This is a genomic window from Streptomyces sp. NPDC059224 (assembly GCF_042754285.1).
Classification (GTDB): Bacteria; Actinomycetota; Actinomycetes; order Streptomycetales; family Streptomycetaceae; genus Streptomyces.
In genome coordinates, this window is the sequence record NZ_JBHZAN010000035.1 from 1 (window position 1) to 18,315 (window position 18,315).

The 18,315-nt window shown below is 72.0% G+C and carries 13 protein-coding genes; 7 read left to right on the top strand and 6 right to left on the bottom strand.

What is annotated here, in order from left to right; genetic code table 11:
• Positions 1–154 precede the first annotated feature (154 nt).
• From ACFXI4_RS33340 to ACFXI4_RS33350, 3 genes are all read right to left on the bottom strand, one after another.
• The gene (locus tag ACFXI4_RS33340) at positions 155–2,344 is read right to left on the bottom strand and encodes an RICIN domain-containing protein (protein ID WP_384997925.1); all 2,190 of its coding nucleotides are present in this window, start codon (positions 2,342–2,344) and stop codon (positions 155–157) included.
• Between the two features lie 27 nt (positions 2,345–2,371).
• Positions 2,372–3,736, bottom strand: coding sequence for a ricin-type beta-trefoil lectin domain protein (locus ACFXI4_RS33345; RefSeq protein ID WP_384997928.1), 1,365 nt, complete (start codon positions 3,734–3,736; stop codon positions 2,372–2,374).
• A gap of 194 nt (positions 3,737–3,930) precedes the next feature.
• On the bottom strand, positions 3,931–5,796 hold the full coding sequence (locus ACFXI4_RS33350; RefSeq protein ID WP_384998133.1) for an ABC transporter ATP-binding protein: 1,866 nt from the start codon (positions 5,794–5,796) through the stop codon (positions 3,931–3,933).
• A 225-nt stretch (positions 5,797–6,021) separates the two neighbouring features.
• Between ACFXI4_RS33350 and ACFXI4_RS33355 the strand changes: the two genes are divergently transcribed.
• The 3 genes from ACFXI4_RS33355 (at position 6,022) to ACFXI4_RS33365 (ending at position 9,224) form a co-directional block, all read left to right on the top strand.
• Positions 6,022–7,005, top strand: a complete 984-nt coding sequence (locus ACFXI4_RS33355) for a YbhN family protein (protein ID WP_384997931.1) — start codon at positions 6,022–6,024, stop codon at positions 7,003–7,005.
• Between the two features lie 31 nt (positions 7,006–7,036).
• Positions 7,037–7,837 carry a crotonase/enoyl-CoA hydratase family protein gene (locus tag ACFXI4_RS33360; protein WP_384997934.1) on the top strand — a complete coding sequence of 267 codons (801 nt, stop codon included), beginning with the start codon at positions 7,037–7,039 and terminating at the stop codon, positions 7,835–7,837.
• A 295-nt stretch (positions 7,838–8,132) separates the two neighbouring features.
• Positions 8,133–9,224 (top strand): mechanosensitive ion channel family protein, encoded by a 1,092-nt coding sequence (locus ACFXI4_RS33365; RefSeq protein ID WP_362730926.1) that lies wholly within the window; start codon positions 8,133–8,135, stop codon positions 9,222–9,224.
• Between the two features lie 62 nt (positions 9,225–9,286).
• Here ACFXI4_RS33365 and ACFXI4_RS33370 read toward each other — a convergent pair whose 3' ends face one another.
• Entirely contained in the window at positions 9,287–10,870 is a 1,584-nt protein-coding gene (locus tag ACFXI4_RS33370; RefSeq protein ID WP_384997938.1) for a M1 family metallopeptidase, read from the bottom strand.
• A 203-nt stretch (positions 10,871–11,073) separates the two neighbouring features.
• Here ACFXI4_RS33370 and ACFXI4_RS33375 point away from each other — a divergent pair, with 203 nt between their 5' ends.
• From ACFXI4_RS33375 to ACFXI4_RS33390, 4 genes are all read left to right on the top strand, one after another.
• Positions 11,074–13,290, top strand: a complete 2,217-nt coding sequence (locus ACFXI4_RS33375) for an NADP-dependent isocitrate dehydrogenase (protein ID WP_384997940.1) — start codon at positions 11,074–11,076, stop codon at positions 13,288–13,290.
• Between the two features lie 353 nt (positions 13,291–13,643).
• Positions 13,644–15,008, top strand: coding sequence for a bifunctional o-acetylhomoserine/o-acetylserine sulfhydrylase (locus tag ACFXI4_RS33380; protein WP_384997943.1), 1,365 nt, complete (start codon positions 13,644–13,646; stop codon positions 15,006–15,008).
• The gene (locus ACFXI4_RS33385; protein ID WP_384998136.1) at positions 15,005–16,150 is read left to right on the top strand and encodes a homoserine O-acetyltransferase; all 1,146 of its coding nucleotides are present in this window, start codon (positions 15,005–15,007) and stop codon (positions 16,148–16,150) included. Before ACFXI4_RS33380 ends, ACFXI4_RS33385 begins: the two co-directional genes overlap by 4 nt.
• 159 nt (positions 16,151–16,309) lie before the next feature.
• A complete protein-coding gene (locus ACFXI4_RS33390; RefSeq protein WP_384997946.1) occupies positions 16,310–17,101 on the top strand; it encodes an N-formylglutamate amidohydrolase in 792 nt (263 codons plus the stop codon).
• A gap of 120 nt (positions 17,102–17,221) precedes the next feature.
• On the opposite strand, the gene ACFXI4_RS33395 is transcribed toward ACFXI4_RS33390, so the two are convergent.
• Positions 17,222–17,701, bottom strand: a complete 480-nt coding sequence (locus ACFXI4_RS33395; RefSeq protein ID WP_384997949.1) for a hypothetical protein — start codon at positions 17,699–17,701, stop codon at positions 17,222–17,224.
• Positions 17,698–18,297 carry a sigma-70 family RNA polymerase sigma factor gene (locus tag ACFXI4_RS33400; protein ID WP_362728466.1) on the bottom strand — a complete coding sequence of 200 codons (600 nt, stop codon included), beginning with the start codon at positions 18,295–18,297 and terminating at the stop codon, positions 17,698–17,700. The genes ACFXI4_RS33395 and ACFXI4_RS33400 overlap by 4 nt, the downstream gene beginning before the upstream one ends.
• Between the last annotated feature and the right edge of the window lie 18 nt (positions 18,298–18,315).

An 18,315-nucleotide genomic window follows, 5' to 3' on the forward strand; every position in this document is an offset into this window, starting at 1 on the left:
GGCCGGGCGCGCCGCCACCCCCGCCGGGCCCCCCTAGGAGTCCAGGGCGCGCGCGGTCGCCCCCCCCCCCCCCCCCCCCGTTTTCTCGTTGATCCCCCCGGGGGGGTGGGCGGTCCGCGCGCCGGCCCCCCCCCCCCGCCCACGGCCGCTCGCATCAGGGGTACGACGTCAGGTTCGCCACGTTGCTCGACGAGTTCGACGGTCCTCCCGTGTTGTTGATGACATGGCTGATGGTGCCGGTGCCGCCCAGGGAGACCGTCACCATGCTGGTGAAGCGGACGCCCGAGGTGTTCGGTGCCTCGATGGCGTGCGCCGCCACCACACCCGGGTTGACGTTGAAGTAGCAGTAGCTTCCGAGGCCGTACGCCTGGTGGCTGGTGACCGAGTCGGCGACCTTGTAGGCGGCGTAGCCCTGGGTCGAGCCGTTCATCCAGGCCGCCTGGTTGGGCGGGTCGTAGGGCATCTCGTTCTGGTAGAAGTACGTCCGGCCGCCGTTGCCGTTCCAGACGGTCTGGTACTTCTGGAAATGCTCGACGAACAGGCCGTACATCGTCACGTTGTCGCCGTTGACGACCAGGCCGGTGTCGGCGGTGTTGCTGGTCCAGCCGACTCCGCTGCCGTGGTCGGCGCGCCAGATCCACATGTGGTCGCCGATCACGTTGTCGCTGTTGACGACGAGGCTGGTGGTGGCCTTGCCGACGCCCGCGCCGCCGATACGGAAGTACACGTCGTGCAGGGACGTGGGATCGGCGCTGTGGGTCGCGGACGAGCCCGTCGGCCCGACCTCCATCAGGGAGGGCGAGTTGGTGGTGCCCGCGTCGAAGAGCAGGCCCGCGATGTTCACTCCGTCGACGTCGGCGACCTTCATGGCGGTGACGCCGTTGTCCGGGACGAACGTGGCGAGGCCGAGGCCGAGCACGACCGTGTCGGCCCGGTTGACCTGGAGCGTCTGATCGAGGTGGTAGACGCCCGGGGTGACCAGCAGGTTCTTGCCCGCCGCGAGGGCCGCGTTGATCTGTGCGGCGGTCGCGCCCGCCTTCACGACGTAGAAGCTGTCCAGGGAGAGCGAGGTACCGGACGGGCTGCCCGAACTCCAGCTGGTGCCAGTCGAGTTGGAGCGGGTCGAGGGCACGAAGACCTGGTAGGCGCCGGCGCTGTCGACGTACAGGAAGGGCTTCTCACGGGTGACCGGGGTCTGCGCGACCGAGGTGTCCGGCGGGTTGGGGAAGCTGGTGCCCGGGACGCCCTGGCTGCCGACGAAGACCATGTTCCAGTTGGAGCCGGTCCAGCTGCCGAGCTGCGAGTTACGGGTCAGCCACTGCTGCTGGCTGCCGGAGTTGACCTGTCCGTCGATCTTGCTGTCGGCGATCAGGCCGCCGCTGGACCAGCCGCCGTCGTCCAGGGCGAGGTTGCCGCGCAGGTGCATCCGGCGGTAGGCGGAGGCCTGCGAGACCGCCCAGCGGTCGGCGCCGCCGGTCGGGGTGACGGACAGGTTCTCCGCGCCCCGCCAGAAGTTCTGGGTGGCGTTGCCCTGGAACCAGTCGGCCTCGGCGTGCACCGCCCCGTTGATGTTGACCGAGTCCGGGGTCAGGCCGAGGCCGAGGACCTGGGTGTAGAAGCCGACGTTGACGTTCGCGCTGTAGGTGCCCGGCTTGAACATCACGGCGTAGCGCTGGGAGCCGAACTGGTTCGTCTCCTGCTGCTGGAAGATCGAGTTGAGGCGGCTCTGGATGGTCGACGCGGACATCGACGGGTCGAAGACGACCACGTTCGGGCCGAGGTCGGGGTTCTGGGACGACGGCGGCGTCACGGCGGTCACCTGGAAGCGCTGGGCCGCCGTGCCGTTGCAGGTGTACTGGACCAGCTGCACGCTGTCCGCGGTCGAGGCCGCCGGGTCGTCGAGGCACTTGCCGCTGTTGCGGTTGACGAAGTGGTAGGCGCCGCCGCCCTCGTCGACCGGCAGCCACTGCTGGTTGGCCCCGCCGCCGTAGGCCCACAGCTGGGTCAGGGCGTTGTCGGCGGTGGAGACGTCGGTGACGTCGACCACCTGGCTGGTGTTGTTGCCGTTGCCGATCCGGACGTAGCCGTCGCTGGTGGCGGTGAGACTCCACTGCTGGGCGGTGGTGTCGTTACAGGTGTACTGCTGGACGGCGGTGCCGTTCGCGGTGGCGGCCGCCCGGGCGTCCAGGCACTTGCCGCTGGCGGCGTTGGTGAGGGTGGCGAGGCCGGTGGGCAGGGCGGTGGCGGCCGCCTGCGCGGACGGGGCGGCGGTCAGCAGGGACGCCCCGAGAACGGCCAGCACCGCGGCGGCCGTCGGTCTGCGACGCAAGGAAAGGCGAAGCACTGGATCTCCTGGTCAGAGGTGGGGGGTTCAGCCGGTGTAGCCGGCGAAGACGCGCGTGTAGTCCCAGTCGGACTGGCTCACGCCCGAGCAGCTGTCGGCGGAACCGCCGGTGCAGGGCCGGTCGCGGTTGGCGGACCAGAAGGTGAGCCGGGCCAGGTGGTGCTGCTGGGCGTAGGCGAGGATGGTCCGGAAGTCGGCGACCGTCACGGTCTCGTTGTTGTCGGTGATGCCGTTCATGGACGAGATGCCCATGTCCCGGTAGGCCTGGTCGTCGCTGTAGTGGTAGGCGTTCTTCAGCGCGTTCTTGAGCCCCTCGGCCGCCTGCGTGGTGAGGTTGCCCATGTTCTGGCCGGCGCCGCCGAAGTCGAACGGCATGATGGCCCAGGCGTCCACGGTCAGCCCGGAGGACGCGGCCCGGTTGATCAGGCTGGTGTCGGGTCCGCTCTGGCCGGTGCCGATGGTGATGTACACCTTCGTGCCCGGGTTGTTGGCCTTCACCGTCTTCAGCGCGTCCACGACCCGCTGCTGCACGGTCCCGTTGCTGTAGGCGTCGGCCTCCAGGTCGATGTCGATCGCCTTGAGACCGCCGTAGGCGTTGATGACCTTCTGGTAGGCCGCCGCCAGTTCACCGGCGCTGGAGCAGGAGCTCTCCAGCTTGTTGCCGCTGTAGCCGCCGAAGGACGGTATGACGTCACCGCCGCCCGCGCGCACGGTGTTGACGGTCTGCTGGTCGACCCCGCCGGTCAGCGCCCGGCTGCCGTCCCACTGCGGGTTGCAGTAGCCGTTGCTGAGGACGAACGCGAGCGTGTAGTACTTCACGCCGGTCGCGTTGGTGATGGTGGTCGGGCTCGGCGGGTCGCCCCAGCCGTTGTACAGGTACGGCGCCACGGCCATCGGCGAGGACGGCGTGGTGCCGCCGCCGTCCGACGCGGGCGCGGTCCACTTCTGGTTGGCGGTGCCGCCGCACGTCCAGATCTGCGCGCGGGTGCCGTTCGCCGAGGAGTTGCCGGTGGCGTCCAGGCACTTGTTCGCCTGCGGGTTGACGATGTCGTGGGCGGAGCTGACCGTCCACTTCTGGTTGGCGCCGCCGGAACAGGTCCACAGCTGGGCCTTGGCGCCGTCCGCGGTCGAATTCCCGGTCACGTCCAGGCACTTGCCGAGGGCGCGTATGGTGCCGTCGCTGCCGACGGTCCACTGCTGGGCCGCGGTGCCGTTGCAGTCGTAGAGCTGGACGGCGGTGCCGTCGGCGGAGCTGGCGCCCGCCACGTCCAGGCACTTGCCGCCGAGACCGGTGATGGTACCGGTGGCGGCCTGCGCGGGGGACGCGGCGAACAGGCCTGCGGAGAGGGTCAGGGCGGCAAGCGCGGCGGCCGTGGGGAGGGGTCTGGCCATGGGGGGGTTGGCCTTTCACGCGGGGGGATGCAGCACGGCGTGTACCCAACACCCCTGCGGTCACCGGGCGTTGGGTACAGCCGTGAGGCTTTGTTTAAGGCGTGAAGCTAAAGGTCCGGACCAGTGCCGTCAAGGGCGGGAGCGCTCCCTTCGCGGAATCGAGGAAAAAGATGACGATGAGGTGAACGGCACCGTCAGGGCGTCGGTGCCGCCGCGAACTGGGTACGGTGCAGCTCGGCGTACCGCCCGTCCGCCAACAGGAGTTCCTCGTGGGTGCCGCGCTCCACGATCCGGCCGGCCTCGATCACCAGGATCTGGTCGGCGGCCCGGATCGTGGACAACCGGTGGGCGATGACCACGGCCGTACGCCCTTCCAGCGCCTCGGCGAGAGCCTCCTGGACGGCCGCCTCCGAGGTGTTGTCCAGGTGCGCGGTGGCCTCGTCGAGAATGACCACACGCTGCCGGGCCAGCAGCAGCCTGGCGATGGTCATGCGCTGCCGCTCGCCGCCGGAGAGCCGGTAGCCGCGCTCGCCCACCACCGTGTCCAGGCCGTCCGGCAGGGACCGTACGACGGCGTCGAGGCGGGCCCGGCCGAGGGCGTCCCACAGCTCCTCGTCGGTGGCGGCCGGCCGGGCGAGCAGCAGGTTGGCGCGGACGCTGTCGTGGAAGAGGTGGCCGTCCTGGGTGACCATGCCGATCGTGGCGCGCAGGGAGCCGGCGGTCAGGTCGCGGACGTCGACGCCGCCGACGCGTACGGCGCCCCCGTCGACGTCGTACAGGCGCGGCAGCAGCTGGGCGATGGTGGACTTGCCGGCCCCCGAGGAGCCCACCAGGGCGACGGTCTGGCCGGGTTCGGCGCGGAAGGAGATGCCGTGCAGGACCTCGGCGCCGCCGCGGCCGTCCAGGGTCGCGACCTCTTCGAGTGAGGCCAGGGAGACCTGGTCGGCGGCCGGGTAGGCGAACCGGACGTCCTCGAACTCGGCGGCCACCGGGCCCTCGGGCACCTCGCGGGCGTCCGGTTTCTCCTCGATCAGGGGCTTCAGGTCGAGGACCTCGAAGACCCGCTCGAAGCTGACCAGCGCGCTCATCACCTCCACGCGGGCACCGGCGAGGGAGGTGAGCGGGGCGTAGAGCCGGGTCAGGAGGAGGGCGAGGGCGACGACGGCGCCCGGCTCCAGGGTGCCGCGCAGCGCGAACCAGCCTCCGAGGCCGTAGACCAGGGCGAGCGCGAGCGAGGAGACCAGGGTGAGGGCGGTCATGAACACCGACTGGGCGGTGGCGGTGCGCACCCCGATGTCCCGGACCCGGGCGGCGCGCGCCGTGAACTCCGCCGACTCCTCCTCGGGGCGGCCGAAGAGCTTGATCAGGGTGGCGCCGGGTGCGGAGAAACGTTCGGTCATCCGGGTGCCCATGGCCGCGTTGAGCGCGGCGGCCTCGCGCTGCATCCGGGCCATCCGGCCGCCCATGCGGCGGGCGGGCACCACGAACACCGGCAGCAGCACCAGGGCGAGCAGGGTGATCTGCCAGGACAGGGTGAGCATCACCGCGAGGGTGAGAAGCAGCGTGACCAGGTTGCTGACCACGCCGGAGAGGGTGTTGGCGAAGGCGCGCTGGGCACCGATCACGTCGTTGTTGAGACGACTGACCAGCGCTCCCGTACGAGTACGCGTGAAGAACGCGACGGGCATGCGCTGCACATGATCGAACACAGCCGTTCGCAGATCGAGGATGAGTCCCTCCCCGAGCGTCGCCGAGAGGCGGCGCCCCAGCACCCCGAGCGCCGCCTCGGCGACGGCGACGCCGGCGATCAGCAACGACAGCCGTACGATCGTGCCGTCGTCGTGCCCCGACACGATCGCGTCGACGACCTTGCCGGCCAGCACCGGGGTCGCGACGGCGAGCAGGGCGGTGACCACCCCGAGCAGAACGAAACGGACTATGCCGCCCCGGTGCGGGCGGGCGAAAGCGGCGATGCGGCGCAACGTGGCCCGGTCGAACGGGCGCCGCTGCTGCTCGGCGGTCATCACGCTGTGCAGCTGCGTCCAGGCGGTGGTCTCCATACTCATGGGAGAGAACGTAGGACCTCAAGCTTCGTTGAGGTCAATGTCCGCTCGCCGTCCCCCCGTACGAAGGACCCGATGAGCCTCCCGAAGGCACCGCCCAGCTCCGCGAAGGCCCCCGCCGAAGCCCGGACCGGCCTCCCCCCTCACCCGCTTCCCGTCCGTCATCCGGCGTCTCCTCTTCCGCCACCCGCAGTTGGCGCGGCGCGGAAAACCTCTCCCGATGTGACAGCGGTAAGAATCCCCGGCTTCCGTGAGAGCCGTCTGCCCCGGCTCGCCCGCCGTGTCCCCTGGCGGCACGTCCTCACCCTGGTTCCGCTGCTGCTCGTGGCGGTCATCGCGGTGCAGCACCGGTCGGTCCTCGTGGAGGGCTTCGCCCACCTCCGCGACGCCTCCTGGCCCTGGCTGCTGGCGGCGGGTGCCGCCACCTGTCTGACCTGGGTGGCGGCGGCCTTCACCCGGCAGGGCGCGGTGGTCCAGCAGCTCCCCCGCTGGCGGCTGCTCGCGACCCAGCTCGCGGCCGGCTCGGCCAACCACCTGCTGCCGACGGGTCTGGGTTCCGGCGCGGTCAACCTGCGGTTCATGACCGTGTGCGGGGTGCCGCTGGCCACCTCCTCGGCGGCGCTCGCCCTGTACCTGCTCGCCGAGTCGGTGGCCCGGGTGGGCCTGATGGCGGTGTTCTTCGTCGCCTTCCCGGACGCGCTGCACCTCGGCAGCCTGCTCCCGCACGGGACGGTCGGCCCGGTCCTGGCCGTCGCCGGCGCACTGGTCGCCGTGGCGCTGGCAGCGCTGTTCCTCCTGCGACGGGTGCGCGAGCCGGTGTTGCGTTTCGCGCGCTCCGCGCTGAGCGAGGCCCGCTCGGTGCACACCCGGCCGTCCCGGGCGCTGGCGCTGTGGGGCGGCTCGCTCGCCTTCCCCGCCCTTCAGGCGGCCGGTCTGGTCGCGGTGGGACAGGCACTGGGGCTGCCGGTGCCGCCCGCGCACATGGCGCTCGCGTACCTGGCGGCCACGGTCGCCGTCGCGCTGATCCCCACTCCGGGCGGCCTGGGTTCGGTGGAGGCGGCGCTGATCGTGGCGCTGGTGGCCGCGGGCGGTCCGGTGGCGGTCGCCACCGCCGTCGTCCTCGCTTACCGGATCATCACCGTGTGGGTGCCGTTGCTGCCGGGAGCACTGACACTGGGAGCGCTGGTACGACTGAAGGTCATCTGACCCCGGGTGGCCTTCCGACGGAAGGAAACGCATGCCGGTCCGCCTGGAACGCCAGGGTCCCGTCACCACGGTCGTCCTCTCCCGCCCCGAGGCGCGCAACGCGGTGGACGGGCCGACGGCGGCCGCACTGGCCGCCGCCTTCCGGGAGTTCGAGGCGGACGACGCGGCCCGGGTGGCGGTGCTGTGGGGTGAGGGCGGCACCTTCTGCGCGGGCGCGGACCTGAAGGCGATGGGCGGCGAGCGCGGCAACCGGGTGGCGGAGGACGGGGACGGCCCGATGGGCCCGACCCGGCTGCGGCTGTCCAAGCCGGTGATCGCGGCGATCGCCGGGCACGCGGTGGCGGGAGGCCTGGAGCTGGCCCTGTGGTGCGACCTGCGGGTCGCCGAGGAGGACGCGGTGTTCGGCGTCTTCTGCCGCCGCTGGGGCGTGCCGCTGATCGACGGCGGCACGGTACGGCTCCCCCGGCTGATCGGCACCGGCCGGGCCATGGACCTGATCCTGACCGGCCGCCCGGTCCCGGCCCCCGAGGCGTACGAGATGGGCCTGGCCAACCGCCTGGTCCCAGCCGGCCGGGCACGCGAGGCGGCGGAGGAACTGGCCCTGACCATCGCCGCGTTCCCGCAGGCCTGTCTGCGCAGCGACCGGGCGTCGGTGCTGGACCAGGAGGGGCTGGACGAAGAGGCGGCGATGGTCGCCGAGGTCCAGTACGGCATGGACGTGCTGGCGGAAGGCGTGCAGGGGGCGGCGCGCTTCGCCGCGGGAGCGGGCCGGCACGGATCCTTCACGGACCGGGGGTCCTTCGCCGACCAGGGGTCCCTCCCGGACGCCTGACGGCCACGCCGCCGTCCCGGCGGCAACCTGGCCGCGCGGCAAGGCGACGGGGCGGAACGGGCCCCGGGTTCGGGGTGCGGGGTGTCGCCGGTGCGCGCGAGGGCCGCCGGGCGAAGGGGGCAGCCTGCCGGCGCACGACTGCCGGAGCCAACCGGGCGGGCTTTCACGGGAGTTCGATTCCCATCGGCCTCACCGCCGTACCGGCCGTCGGGGTCCGCCGCGCGAACCTCTGTGCGGATTCGGGTCCGTGGATACGGCAGGATGAGCAGTTGCACAATCGAATGGGAGGTAACCGGTGGACCGAGCGCTCACCGTCGATGACCTGGTCCTGGCCGGCATCGCTCTGGCCGCGGGCCTGTTGCTGGCCTTTCTGTCGCGCGGCGTGCTGCGCTGGCTGGCCAAGCACGCGAAGCGGACCCGTTGGAGCGGTGACGACGTCGTCGTGGACGCGCTGCGCACGGTGGTCCCGTGGGCGGCGCTGACGGGCGGCGCGGCATCCGCGGCGGCGGTGCTGCCGCTGACCAGGACCGTCCAGCACCACACCGACCAGTGCCTGAAGGTGCTGCTCATCTTCGCGGTGACGGTCTCGGCGGCGCGGGTGATCGCCGGCCTGGTGCAGTCGGTCACCCAGTCCCGTTCCGGGGTCGCCGGGTCGGCCACGATCTTCGTGAACATCACCCGGGTGCTGGTCCTGGCGATCGGCTTCCTGGTGGTGCTCCAGACGCTGGGCGTCTCCATAGCGCCCCTGCTCACCGCCCTTGGCGTCGGTGGCCTCGCGGTCGCGCTGGCGCTCCAGGACACCCTGGCCAACCTCTTCGCGGGCATCCACATCCTGGCCTCCAAGACCGTGCAGCCGGGCGACTACATCCAGTTGAGCAGCGGCGAGGAGGGCTACGTCGTGGACATCAACTGGCGGCAGACGACCGTCCGTCAGCTCTCCAACAACCTGGTGGTCGTCCCCAACGGCCAGCTGGCGAAGACGAACATGACCAACTACACGCGCCCCGAGCAGCAGTTGACGATCCTGGTCCAGGTGGGCGTGAGCTACGACAGCGACCTTGACCAGGTCGAGCGCATCACGCACGAGGTCATCGCCGAGACCATGACCGAGATCACCGGAGCGGTCCCGGAGCACGAACCGGCCATCCGCTTCCACACCTTCGGCGACTCGCGGATCGGGTTCACGGTGATCCTGGGCGTCGGCGAGTTCAGCGACCAGTTCCGGATCAAGCACGAGTTCATCAAGCGCCTGCACCGCCGCTACCGCGAGGAGGGCATCCGCATCCCGTCCCCGACCCGCACGGTCGCGCTCCAGCAGGGGGCCGTGGTGATCCCGCAGCAGCGCGTCCCGGACGATCTGCGGCCGGGCCTGCCGCACACCGACTAGCTAGGGCGTGTCGCGCGGCAGGCGGGACTTTCGCAACACGCCCCAGCCCCCTGCCGTGCCGCTTACAGGGTCGCGGAGTTGTCGTGGTGGTGGCCGCCGCGCAGGCTGTGCGGGGCGGCCTGGGTCGGGGTCACCGGGGTGACCGTCCAGTCGGGGTGGTTGGGCATCCGCGGGGTGGTGGTCCCGTAGAGCCAGTCGCGCAGGAAGCCCGACCGGTCCTGGCCGCAGACCTCGGAGGCGACGGCGATGTAGTCCTCCGTCGAGGCCGAGCGGTTCCGGAAGCGGTCCAGGAAGGTGCGCTCGACCCGGTGGAAGACGTCCTCGCCGACCAGCTCGCGGAAGGCGAACAGCGTCAGGACGCCGCCGAGGTAGCGCTGGCTGTCGAAGAGGTTGACCGCGTCCGGGGCCGCCACCGGCCCCGAGTCGTGGCGCCACTGGTCGCCGCGGGCGTAGGTGTCCTTCATCCGGGCCTCCATGGTCGTCATGCCCAGGGAGTCCGGCCAGCCGCGTTCGTAGCGGTAGAGCAGCCCGTAGAAGTCGGCGTGCCCCTCGTTCAGCCAGAGGTCGGCCCAGGTGGCCGGGGAGACCAGGTTGCCGAACCAGGAGTGGACCAGCTCGTGCATCATGTGCGAGCCGATCTTCGCCTCCTCCTGGAGCAGGAAGTTCGGCTTGTAGAGGGTGAGGGTCTGGGTCTCCAGGCCCGTGAAGTCGAAGGCGTCCGGGTCGTCGGAGTTGCAGGGCAGCAGGCCGTACGTCTCGAACGGGAAGGCCACGCCGAGCCGGTCCTCCAGCCACGCCACCTGGCCGGCGGTCAGGGCGAGCGCCGGTTCGAGGGCGGCGGCGCGGGCGGCCGGGACGACGTCGCGCAGCGGCAGGCCGTGCGGGCCCTGCCGGTCCTTGATCACGTAGTCGCCCACGGTGATCTGGACGAGTTCGGTGGCGATCGGCGCGCGGGACCGGTACGAGAAGGCCGTCCGGTCGCCGGGGAGGCGTTCGGTGCGGGTCGCGCTGCCGTTCGCGACCCCGCGCAGACCGCTCGGGACCGTGATGCGGAAGGTGAAGTCCGCCTTGTCCGAGGGGTGGTCGTTGCACGGGAAGACGGTGTGCGCGGAGTTCGGCTGCGGGCAGACGGCGAAGCCGTCCGGGGTGGGCACCCAGGCGGTGTGCGGGAGAGTGCGGCTCGGGTCGGCGCCGTACTCCACGCACACGGTGACGTGGTCGTCCTCCCGCAGCGGGCGGGCCGGGGTGATGCGCAGCTTCTCGTCGGCCTGCTCGAAGGCGGCCGCGCGGCCGTCCACGCGCACGGCGCGTATGTCGAGGCCGAGCGCGTCCAGGGAGAGGCGGGACAGCTGTCCGGTGGTGCGGACGCGCAGCGTCGCGGTGCCGTCGACCAGCCGGGTCGTGGCGTCGTAGGCGAGGTCGAGGTGGTAGGCGAGGACCCGGTAGCCGTCGTTGCCGAGGGCCGGGTAGACGGGGTCGCCGAGGGTCTCGGGGCCCGGTGCGGGCGTCTTGCCCCCGGCCCCCGCGTCGCCGCTTTTCTCCCCCGTGGAGAAGGGACGCGCAAGGGCCGGGGTCCCCGTGGCCAGCACGGCCGCCGTGCCGAGCAGGGCGGCCGCCGGGGCCGTCACTCTGGTGCGATTTCTCATGGTCCGCTTTCGCTCGGGCGGCCGGATGGTCGCTCCGGCCGTCGGTCGATGGTGGCTCGTTCCTCTTGACCACCCTTTTGACCGATCCGGTTGCCTGCCGTATGACAAACGGATCCTCCGAGTCGCGGACCCCTGTCGAGCCCGGGTCGTTCACGAGATATCTTGATGTCGAGCAATGTTGCAGACGTGGAGCGGAGCACCCGGTGACTGACTCGACCATCTTCTACACCTACACAGACGAGGCCCCGGCCCTCGCGACGCACTCGTTCCTGCCGGTGATCCAGGCGTACGCCTCGCAGGCCGGTGTCGCCGTGGACATCCGCGACATCTCGCTGGCCGGGCGCATCATCGCCCACTTCCCGGAGTACCTGAACGAGGACCAGCGCGTCCCGGACGCCCTGGCCGAGCTGGGCGACCTGGCCAAGACGCCCGAGGCCAACATCGTCAAGCTGCCGAACATCTCGGCGTCGATCCCGCAGCTCAAGGCCGCCGTAGCCGAGCTCCAGGGCAAGGGCTACGCGCTGCCGGACTATCCGGACGACCCGAAGACCGACGAGGAGCGCGAGATCCGCGCCCGCTACGACAAGATCAAGGGTTCCGCCGTGAACCCGGTCCTGCGTGAGGGCAACTCGGACCGCCGTGCCCCCGCGTCGGTCAAGAACTACGCCAAGACCCACCCGCACCGCATGGGTGCCTGGACCTCCGAGTCCAAGACCGATGTCAGCACCATGGGCGAGAACGACTTCCGCTCCACCGAGAAGTCCGTGGTGATCTCCGAGGCCGGCGCCCTGAAGATCGAGCTGGTCGCCGAGGACGGCACCACGACCGTGCTCAAGGACTCCGTACCGGTCCTGGCGGGCGAGGTCGTGGACGCCTCCGTGCTGCACGTCGCCCAGCTCAACGACTTCCTGGCCGCGCAGATCGCCCGCGCCAAGCAGGAGGGCGTGCTGTTCTCCGTGCACCTCAAGGCCACGATGATGAAGGTCTCCGACCCGATCATCTTCGGTCACGTGGTGCGCGTCTTCTTCCCGAAGACGTTCGCGAAGTACGGCCAGACCCTCAAGGCGGCCGGCCTCAGCGCGAACGACGGTCTGGGCGGCATCCTCAAGGGCCTGGAGAACCTGCCCGAGGGCGCCGAGATCAAGGCCTCCTTCGACGCCGAGATCGCCGACGGCCCGGCGCTGGCCATGGTCGACTCCGACAAGGGCATCACCAACCTGCACGTGCCCTCCGACGTCATCATCGACGCCTCGATGCCGGCCATGATCCGCACCTCCGGCCACATGTGGGGCCCGGACGGCCAGGAGGCCGACACCCTCGCGGTCATCCCGGACTCCTCCTACGCCGGTGTCTACCGGGCCGTGATCGAGGACTGCCGGGCCAACGGCGCCTTCGACCCGTCCACCATGGGCTCGGTCCCGAACGTGGGCCTGATGGCGCAGAAGGCCGAGGAGTACGGCTCCCACGACAAGACCTTCGAGATCGCCACCGCCGGCACGGTCCGCCTGGTCGACGCGGCCGGCAACGCCGTGATCGAGCAGCCGGTCGCCGCCGGTGACATCTTCCGCGCCTGCCAGACCAAGGACGCGCCGATCAAGGACTGGGTGAAGCTGGCCGTCACCCGCGCCCGCGCCACCGGCGACCCGGCCGTCTTCTGGCTGGACGAGGACCGCGCCCACGACGCGCAGCTGATCGCCAAGGTCAAGCAGTACCTGCCGGAGCACGACACCGAGGGCCTGGACATCCGGATCCTCGCGCCGGTCGAGGCCACCAAGCTGTCCGTGGAGCGCATCCGCCGCGGCGAGAACACCATCTCCGTCACCGGCAACGTGCTCCGCGACTACCTGACCGACCTCTTCCCGATCCTGGAGCTGGGCACCAGCGCCAAGATGCTGTCGGTCGTCCCGCTGATGGCGGGCGGTGGCCTCTTCGAGACGGGCGCCGGCGGCAGCGCGCCGAAGCACGTGCAGCAGCTGGTCAAGGAGAACTACCTGCGCTGGGACTCCCTCGGCGAGTTCTTCGCGCTCGTCCCGTCCTTCGAGCAGTACGCCACGGCCACCGGCAACGCCCGGGCCAAGGTGCTGGCCGACACCCTCGACCGCGCCACGGCGACCTTCCTCAACGAGGACAAGTCCCCGACCCGTCGCGTCGGCGGCATCGACAACCGCGGCAGCCACTTCTACCTGTCGCTGTACTGGGCGCAGGAGCTGGCCCGCCAGACCGACGACGCCGAGCTCGCCAAGGCGTTCGCGCCGCTCGCCGAGACGCTCGCCGCCAACGAGCGGCAGATCGTCGACGAGCTGCTCGCCGTCCAGGGCTCCCCGGCCGACATCGGCGGCTACTACCAGCCCGACAAGGCCAAGGCGGACGCGGTCATGCGCCCGTCGGCCACCTGGAACGCGGCGCTCGCCGCCCTCTGAGCCGGCCCCCTGGCTCCGGGAACCCGCCGAGGGTTCCCGAATCTCCGCCCCGGCAGGCATCCCGCCCGCCGGGGCGGAGCCATGTGCGCCCTTCGTGACGTGCGTATGTCGTTCGTGAAGTCTGCGTGTCGCGGGCGGCGGGCGGCTGGTCCGCCGTGACCCGCTGTGGTTCGCTCGACTCATGACGGTGCTGGTGACCCGACGCCATGTCGATCACGCGCGTGCCACCACCACGGGGTGTCGCGCCGAGAGCTGACGCTCCGCTCCGGCCCTCCCCTCCCCTCCTGCCCCGTCCTTCCGACGCGTGCCCGCACGCGCACACCGTCCTGCCTTCCCGCACGAGGAGCAGCACCATGAGCCAGCCCATCGACTCCGTCACCGCCGGTCACACGCCCGAGGAGCCGCCCACCGGACCCGACACCCCGGGCTGGTCGTTCGAGACCCGGCAGGTCCACGCCGGGGCGGTCCCGGACCCGACGACCGGCGCCCGGGCGACGCCGATCTACCAGACGACGTCGTTCGTGTTCCGCGACACCCGGCACGCCGCCGACCTGTTCGCCCTCGCCGAGCCCGGCAACATCTACACCCGCATCCACAACCCCACCCAGGACGTCTTCGAGCAGCGGGTCGCCGCCCTGGAGGGCGGGGTCGCGGCGGTGGCGCTGTCCTCCGGGCAGGCGGCGGAGACGCTGGCGATCCTGACGCTGGCGAGTGCGGGCGACCACATCGTGTCGAGCACGTCCCTGTACGGCGGCACCTACAACCTGTTCCGGCACACGCTGCCCAGGTTCGGCATCGAGGTGTCCTTCGTGGACGACCCGGACGACGCCGAGGCCTGGCGGGCGGCCGTCCGTCCGAACACCAAGGCGCTGTTCGCGGAGACGCTGGGCAACCCGCGCGGCAACGTGCTCGACGTGCGGGCGGTCGCGGACGTGGCGCACGCGGCGGGCGTGCCGCTGATCGTGGACAACACGGTCCCGACCCCCTATCTGCTGCGGCCTCTCGAACACGGCGCGGACATCGTGGTGCACTCGGCGACCAAGTTCCTCGGCGGGCACGGCACGGCCATCGCGGGTGTGGTCGTGGACGGCGGCGGCTTCGACTTCGGCGCGCATTCCGACCGCTTCCCCGACTTCTCCGAGCCCGACCCCAGCTACCACGGGCTGCGCTACTGGCCGGCGCTCGGCCGGGGCGCGTACGCGACCAAGCTGCGGGTGCAGCTGCTGCGCGACCTCGGCCCGGCCCTCTCCCCGCACTCGGCGTTCCTGCTGCTCCAGGGCGTGGAGACGCTGAGCCTGCGGCTGGAGCGGCACTCCGCGAACGCGCTGGCCCTGGCCGAGTGGCTGGAGCAGCGGGACGAGGTGGCCGCCGTGCACTATCCGGGCCTGCCCTCCAGCCGCTGGTACGGGGCGGGGCAGCGGTATCTGCCGCGCGGGGCGGGCGCGATCGTCTCCTTCGAGCTGAGGGACGGGATCGAGGCGGGCAAGCGTTTCGTGGACGCCGTCGAGCTGTTCAGCCATCTCGCGAACATCGGGGACGTCCGCAGCCTGATCATCCATCCGGCGTCCACCACCCACAGCCAGCTGGACGAGGAACAGCTGACGGCGACCGGGACCGCGCCGGGCCTGGTGCGGCTGTCGGTCGGCATCGAGAACCTGGCCGACCTCAAGGCCGACCTGGAGGCCGGATTCCGCGCCGCCAAGGGCGCCGCGTCCTGAACGCCGTACCGCCGCACGGGGTGCCCCTGCCGCCGGCCGCGGTGGCCTGGCGGGAGGGGGATCCGCCGGGCCGCAGGCAGTGGTACGCGGCGGAGAAGCCGCTGCCCCTGGAGGCGGGCGGCGAACTGCCGGGGCTGCGGCTGGCGTTCGAGACCTGGGGCCGGCTCGCCCCCGACGCCGGAAACGCCGTGCTCGTACTGCACGCGCTCACCGGTGACAGCCATGTCGCCGGGCCCGCCGGGCCGGGACATCCGACCCCGGGCTGGTGGGACGGCGTGGTCGGACCGGACCTGGCGCTGGACACCGACCGCTGGTTCGTCGTCGCCCCGAACGTCCTGGGCGGCTGCCGGGGCAGCACCGGCCCGTCCTCCCCGCGCGCCGGCGGACGCGGGCGCTGGGGCGGCGGGTTCCCCTTCCTGACCCAGCGGGACCAGGTCGCCGCCGAGGCCGGGCTGGCGGACGCACTGGGCATCGGGCGCTGGGCGCTGGTGGCCGGCGGCTCGATGGGCGGGATGCGCGCCCTGGAGTGGGCGGTGTCCTATCCGGAACGGGTCGGCGCGCTGCTGCTGCTCGCCACGACGGCGGCGGCGAGCGCGGAGCAGATCGCGTGGTCCGCCATGCAGCTCACCGCGATCCGCGCCGACCCGGACTGGCAGGGCGGCGACTACCACGGCACCGGCCGCGCCCCGCACACGGGCCTGGGCCTGGCCCGCCGGATCGCCCATGTGACCTATCGCAGCGAACCGGAACTCGCGGTGCGCTTCGGCCGGGCGGCGCAGGGCGCCGAGAACCCCTTCGCCGGCGGCCGCTACCAGGTCGAGTCGTACCTCGACCACCACGCCGCCAAGCTGACCGGGCGCTTCGACGCGGGCAGTTACGTCGTCCTGTCGGAGGCGATGAACGCCCATGACGCCGGCCGCGACCGGGGCGGGCTGCGCGCGGCGCTCGGCCGGGTCACGGCCCGCGCCCTGGTGGCGGGCGTGGACTCCGACCGCCTCTATCCCCCGGCCCAGCAGGCCGAGCTGGCCGCGCTGATCCCCGCCGCCGACGGACTGCGGCTGATCGAGTCGCCGTACGGGCACGACGGCTTCCTGATCGAGACGGAGCAGGTGGGCACGCTGCTGCGGGAGCTGCTGGCCTGAGGACTCACCCGCCCCCTGGTCGCGATCGGCTCCGCGACGTCCGCGTCCGCGAAACCGCGGACCCGGGCGTGACCCGGAGACCGCCGCCTGTCTCCCTGGGCGATGTGACACCTTGATCCTGCGCCCTGCCCCTGACAGACAACGCCCCGGGAGCCGCCCGTGTCCGAGCCGTCCTACGAACTGCTGCCCGGCGCCGCCGAGTCGCCGGTGATCCTGCACGTGCCGCACTCGGCACGGACGATCCCGGCGGGGGTGCGCAGCGGCATCGTGCTCGACGACGGCGCGCTGGAGCGGGAGCTGGACCACATCACGGACGCCCACACGGCCGAACTCGCCGAGGCGGCGGCCGTGCTCGCCGGGGTGCGGCCCTGGCGGTTCGTCAACCGGCTGTCCCGGCTGGTGGTGGACCCGGAGCGGTTCCCGGACGAGCGGGAGGAGATGCTCGCCGTCGGGATGGGGGCCGTGTACACGCGGACCACGCACCGCGGTGTGCTGCGGGACGAGCCGTTCGATCAAGGCCCCCTGGTCGAGCGGTACTTCCGGCCGTACGCCCGGGCGATGACGGAGGCCGTCGCCGGGCGGCTGGCGGCGACCGGACGGGCCGTGGTGATCGACGTGCACTCCTATCCGAGCCGGGCGCTGCCGTACGAGCTGCACGGTGCGGGGCCGCGGCCGCCGGTGTGTCTGGGTACGGACGGCTTCCACACGCCGACCGGCCTGACGGCGGCGGCCCGCGAGGCCTTCGCGGAGTGCGGGGGGACAGGGCTGGACAGCCCGTTCGGCGGGGCCTACGTGCCGCTGGAGTTCTACGGGTCAGACCCGCGCGTCGGCGCCCTGATGATCGAGATCCGGCGCGACCTCTACATGACGGAGCCGGGCGGACCGGCGGGGGCGGGGGCGGACCGGCTGGCCGTCGCGCTCGCCGCGCTCGTGGACTCCGTCGCCCGCTGACCCTCCGGCCGGAGCGCCCCCGCGGGACACGCGGACCGGCGAAGTCCGTGCGGTGGCCCCGCAGGACGATGATCCGCGGGCCGCGGACCCTGCCCGGCACCTGGTGAGACGGTGCCGGACTCAGGCCCGCAGCCACTCCGTGACGATCACGTCCCCGCCGGCGTGCAGCCGGAGCGCGAACGGGCCGACGGGCGCGGTGTCACTGGCGAAGCGGCCCATGCCGTCGGCCGTGAGCGGACGGGCCGCCCCCGGACCGCCGAGCACCTCGATCCGCGCGGACTGCGGGGGCAGCACCTGCCCGAGCAGGCCGTCGCCGGTGACCTCGATGTCCACGGTGAGGTCGCCCGCCTGGAAGGTCAGCATCCGGGGCGGGGCCTCGGCCCCTCTGACCGGGATGGCGTCGACCAGGGAGTCGAAGGTCAGCTCGGCGATCCGGGCGTCCAGGTCGTGCAGCACGTAGGCGTCCATGGCCAGTTGGAGCAGTCCGGCCGGGAGCGGGTCGAGGACGGCGGCCGCCTGGCGCAGCTCCTCCTCCAGGAGGTCCGCGTCGAACCCGGTGCCCTCGAGGTCCTCCTCCACCGGGAACCCGTCGTCGCTCATACCGCACCCCTCGCGTCGAGCCGGGCCCGCAGCCGGCGCAGACAGCGCTGGCGCAGCGGGCCGATGCTGCCCACCGCGATACCCAGCGCCACGGACACCTCGACATAGCTGGGCGGCGGCGAGGCCATCAGGACCCGCAGCAACTGCCTGCACCGGTCGCCTAGTTCCTCGAACTCCTGCCACAGCAGACGGATCCGCTCGGCCTCGTCCGCCCGGTCCTCCGCGTCGATCAGGGACTGTTCCGGCGTACGGTCCTCGCTGACCCGGTCCAGTACCTGCGGATCGTCGGTGGGCAGCAGGCGGGTCAGCCCGCGGATCACCTTCAGGCACTCGTTGCGTGCCGTGCTGGCCAGCCAGGAGCCCGCCTTGTCGGGCTCCCGGATCCGGCCCAGGTGCTGGGCGAAGCGGAACCACACGGTCTGGTACACCTCGTGCCCGTCGGCGTCGGAGAGCCGATGCGCGCGCACCACGGACCACACCAGTGGGCTCAGCCCCTCCACGAGCGCCTTCCAGGCCGCCGCGTCGCCGTCGACGGCGGACTGGACCAGCGCGCCGACCTCTGCTCGGTCCACGGTCCCACCCCTCGTGTACGGCAAGTCATGGTACGCCGTGGA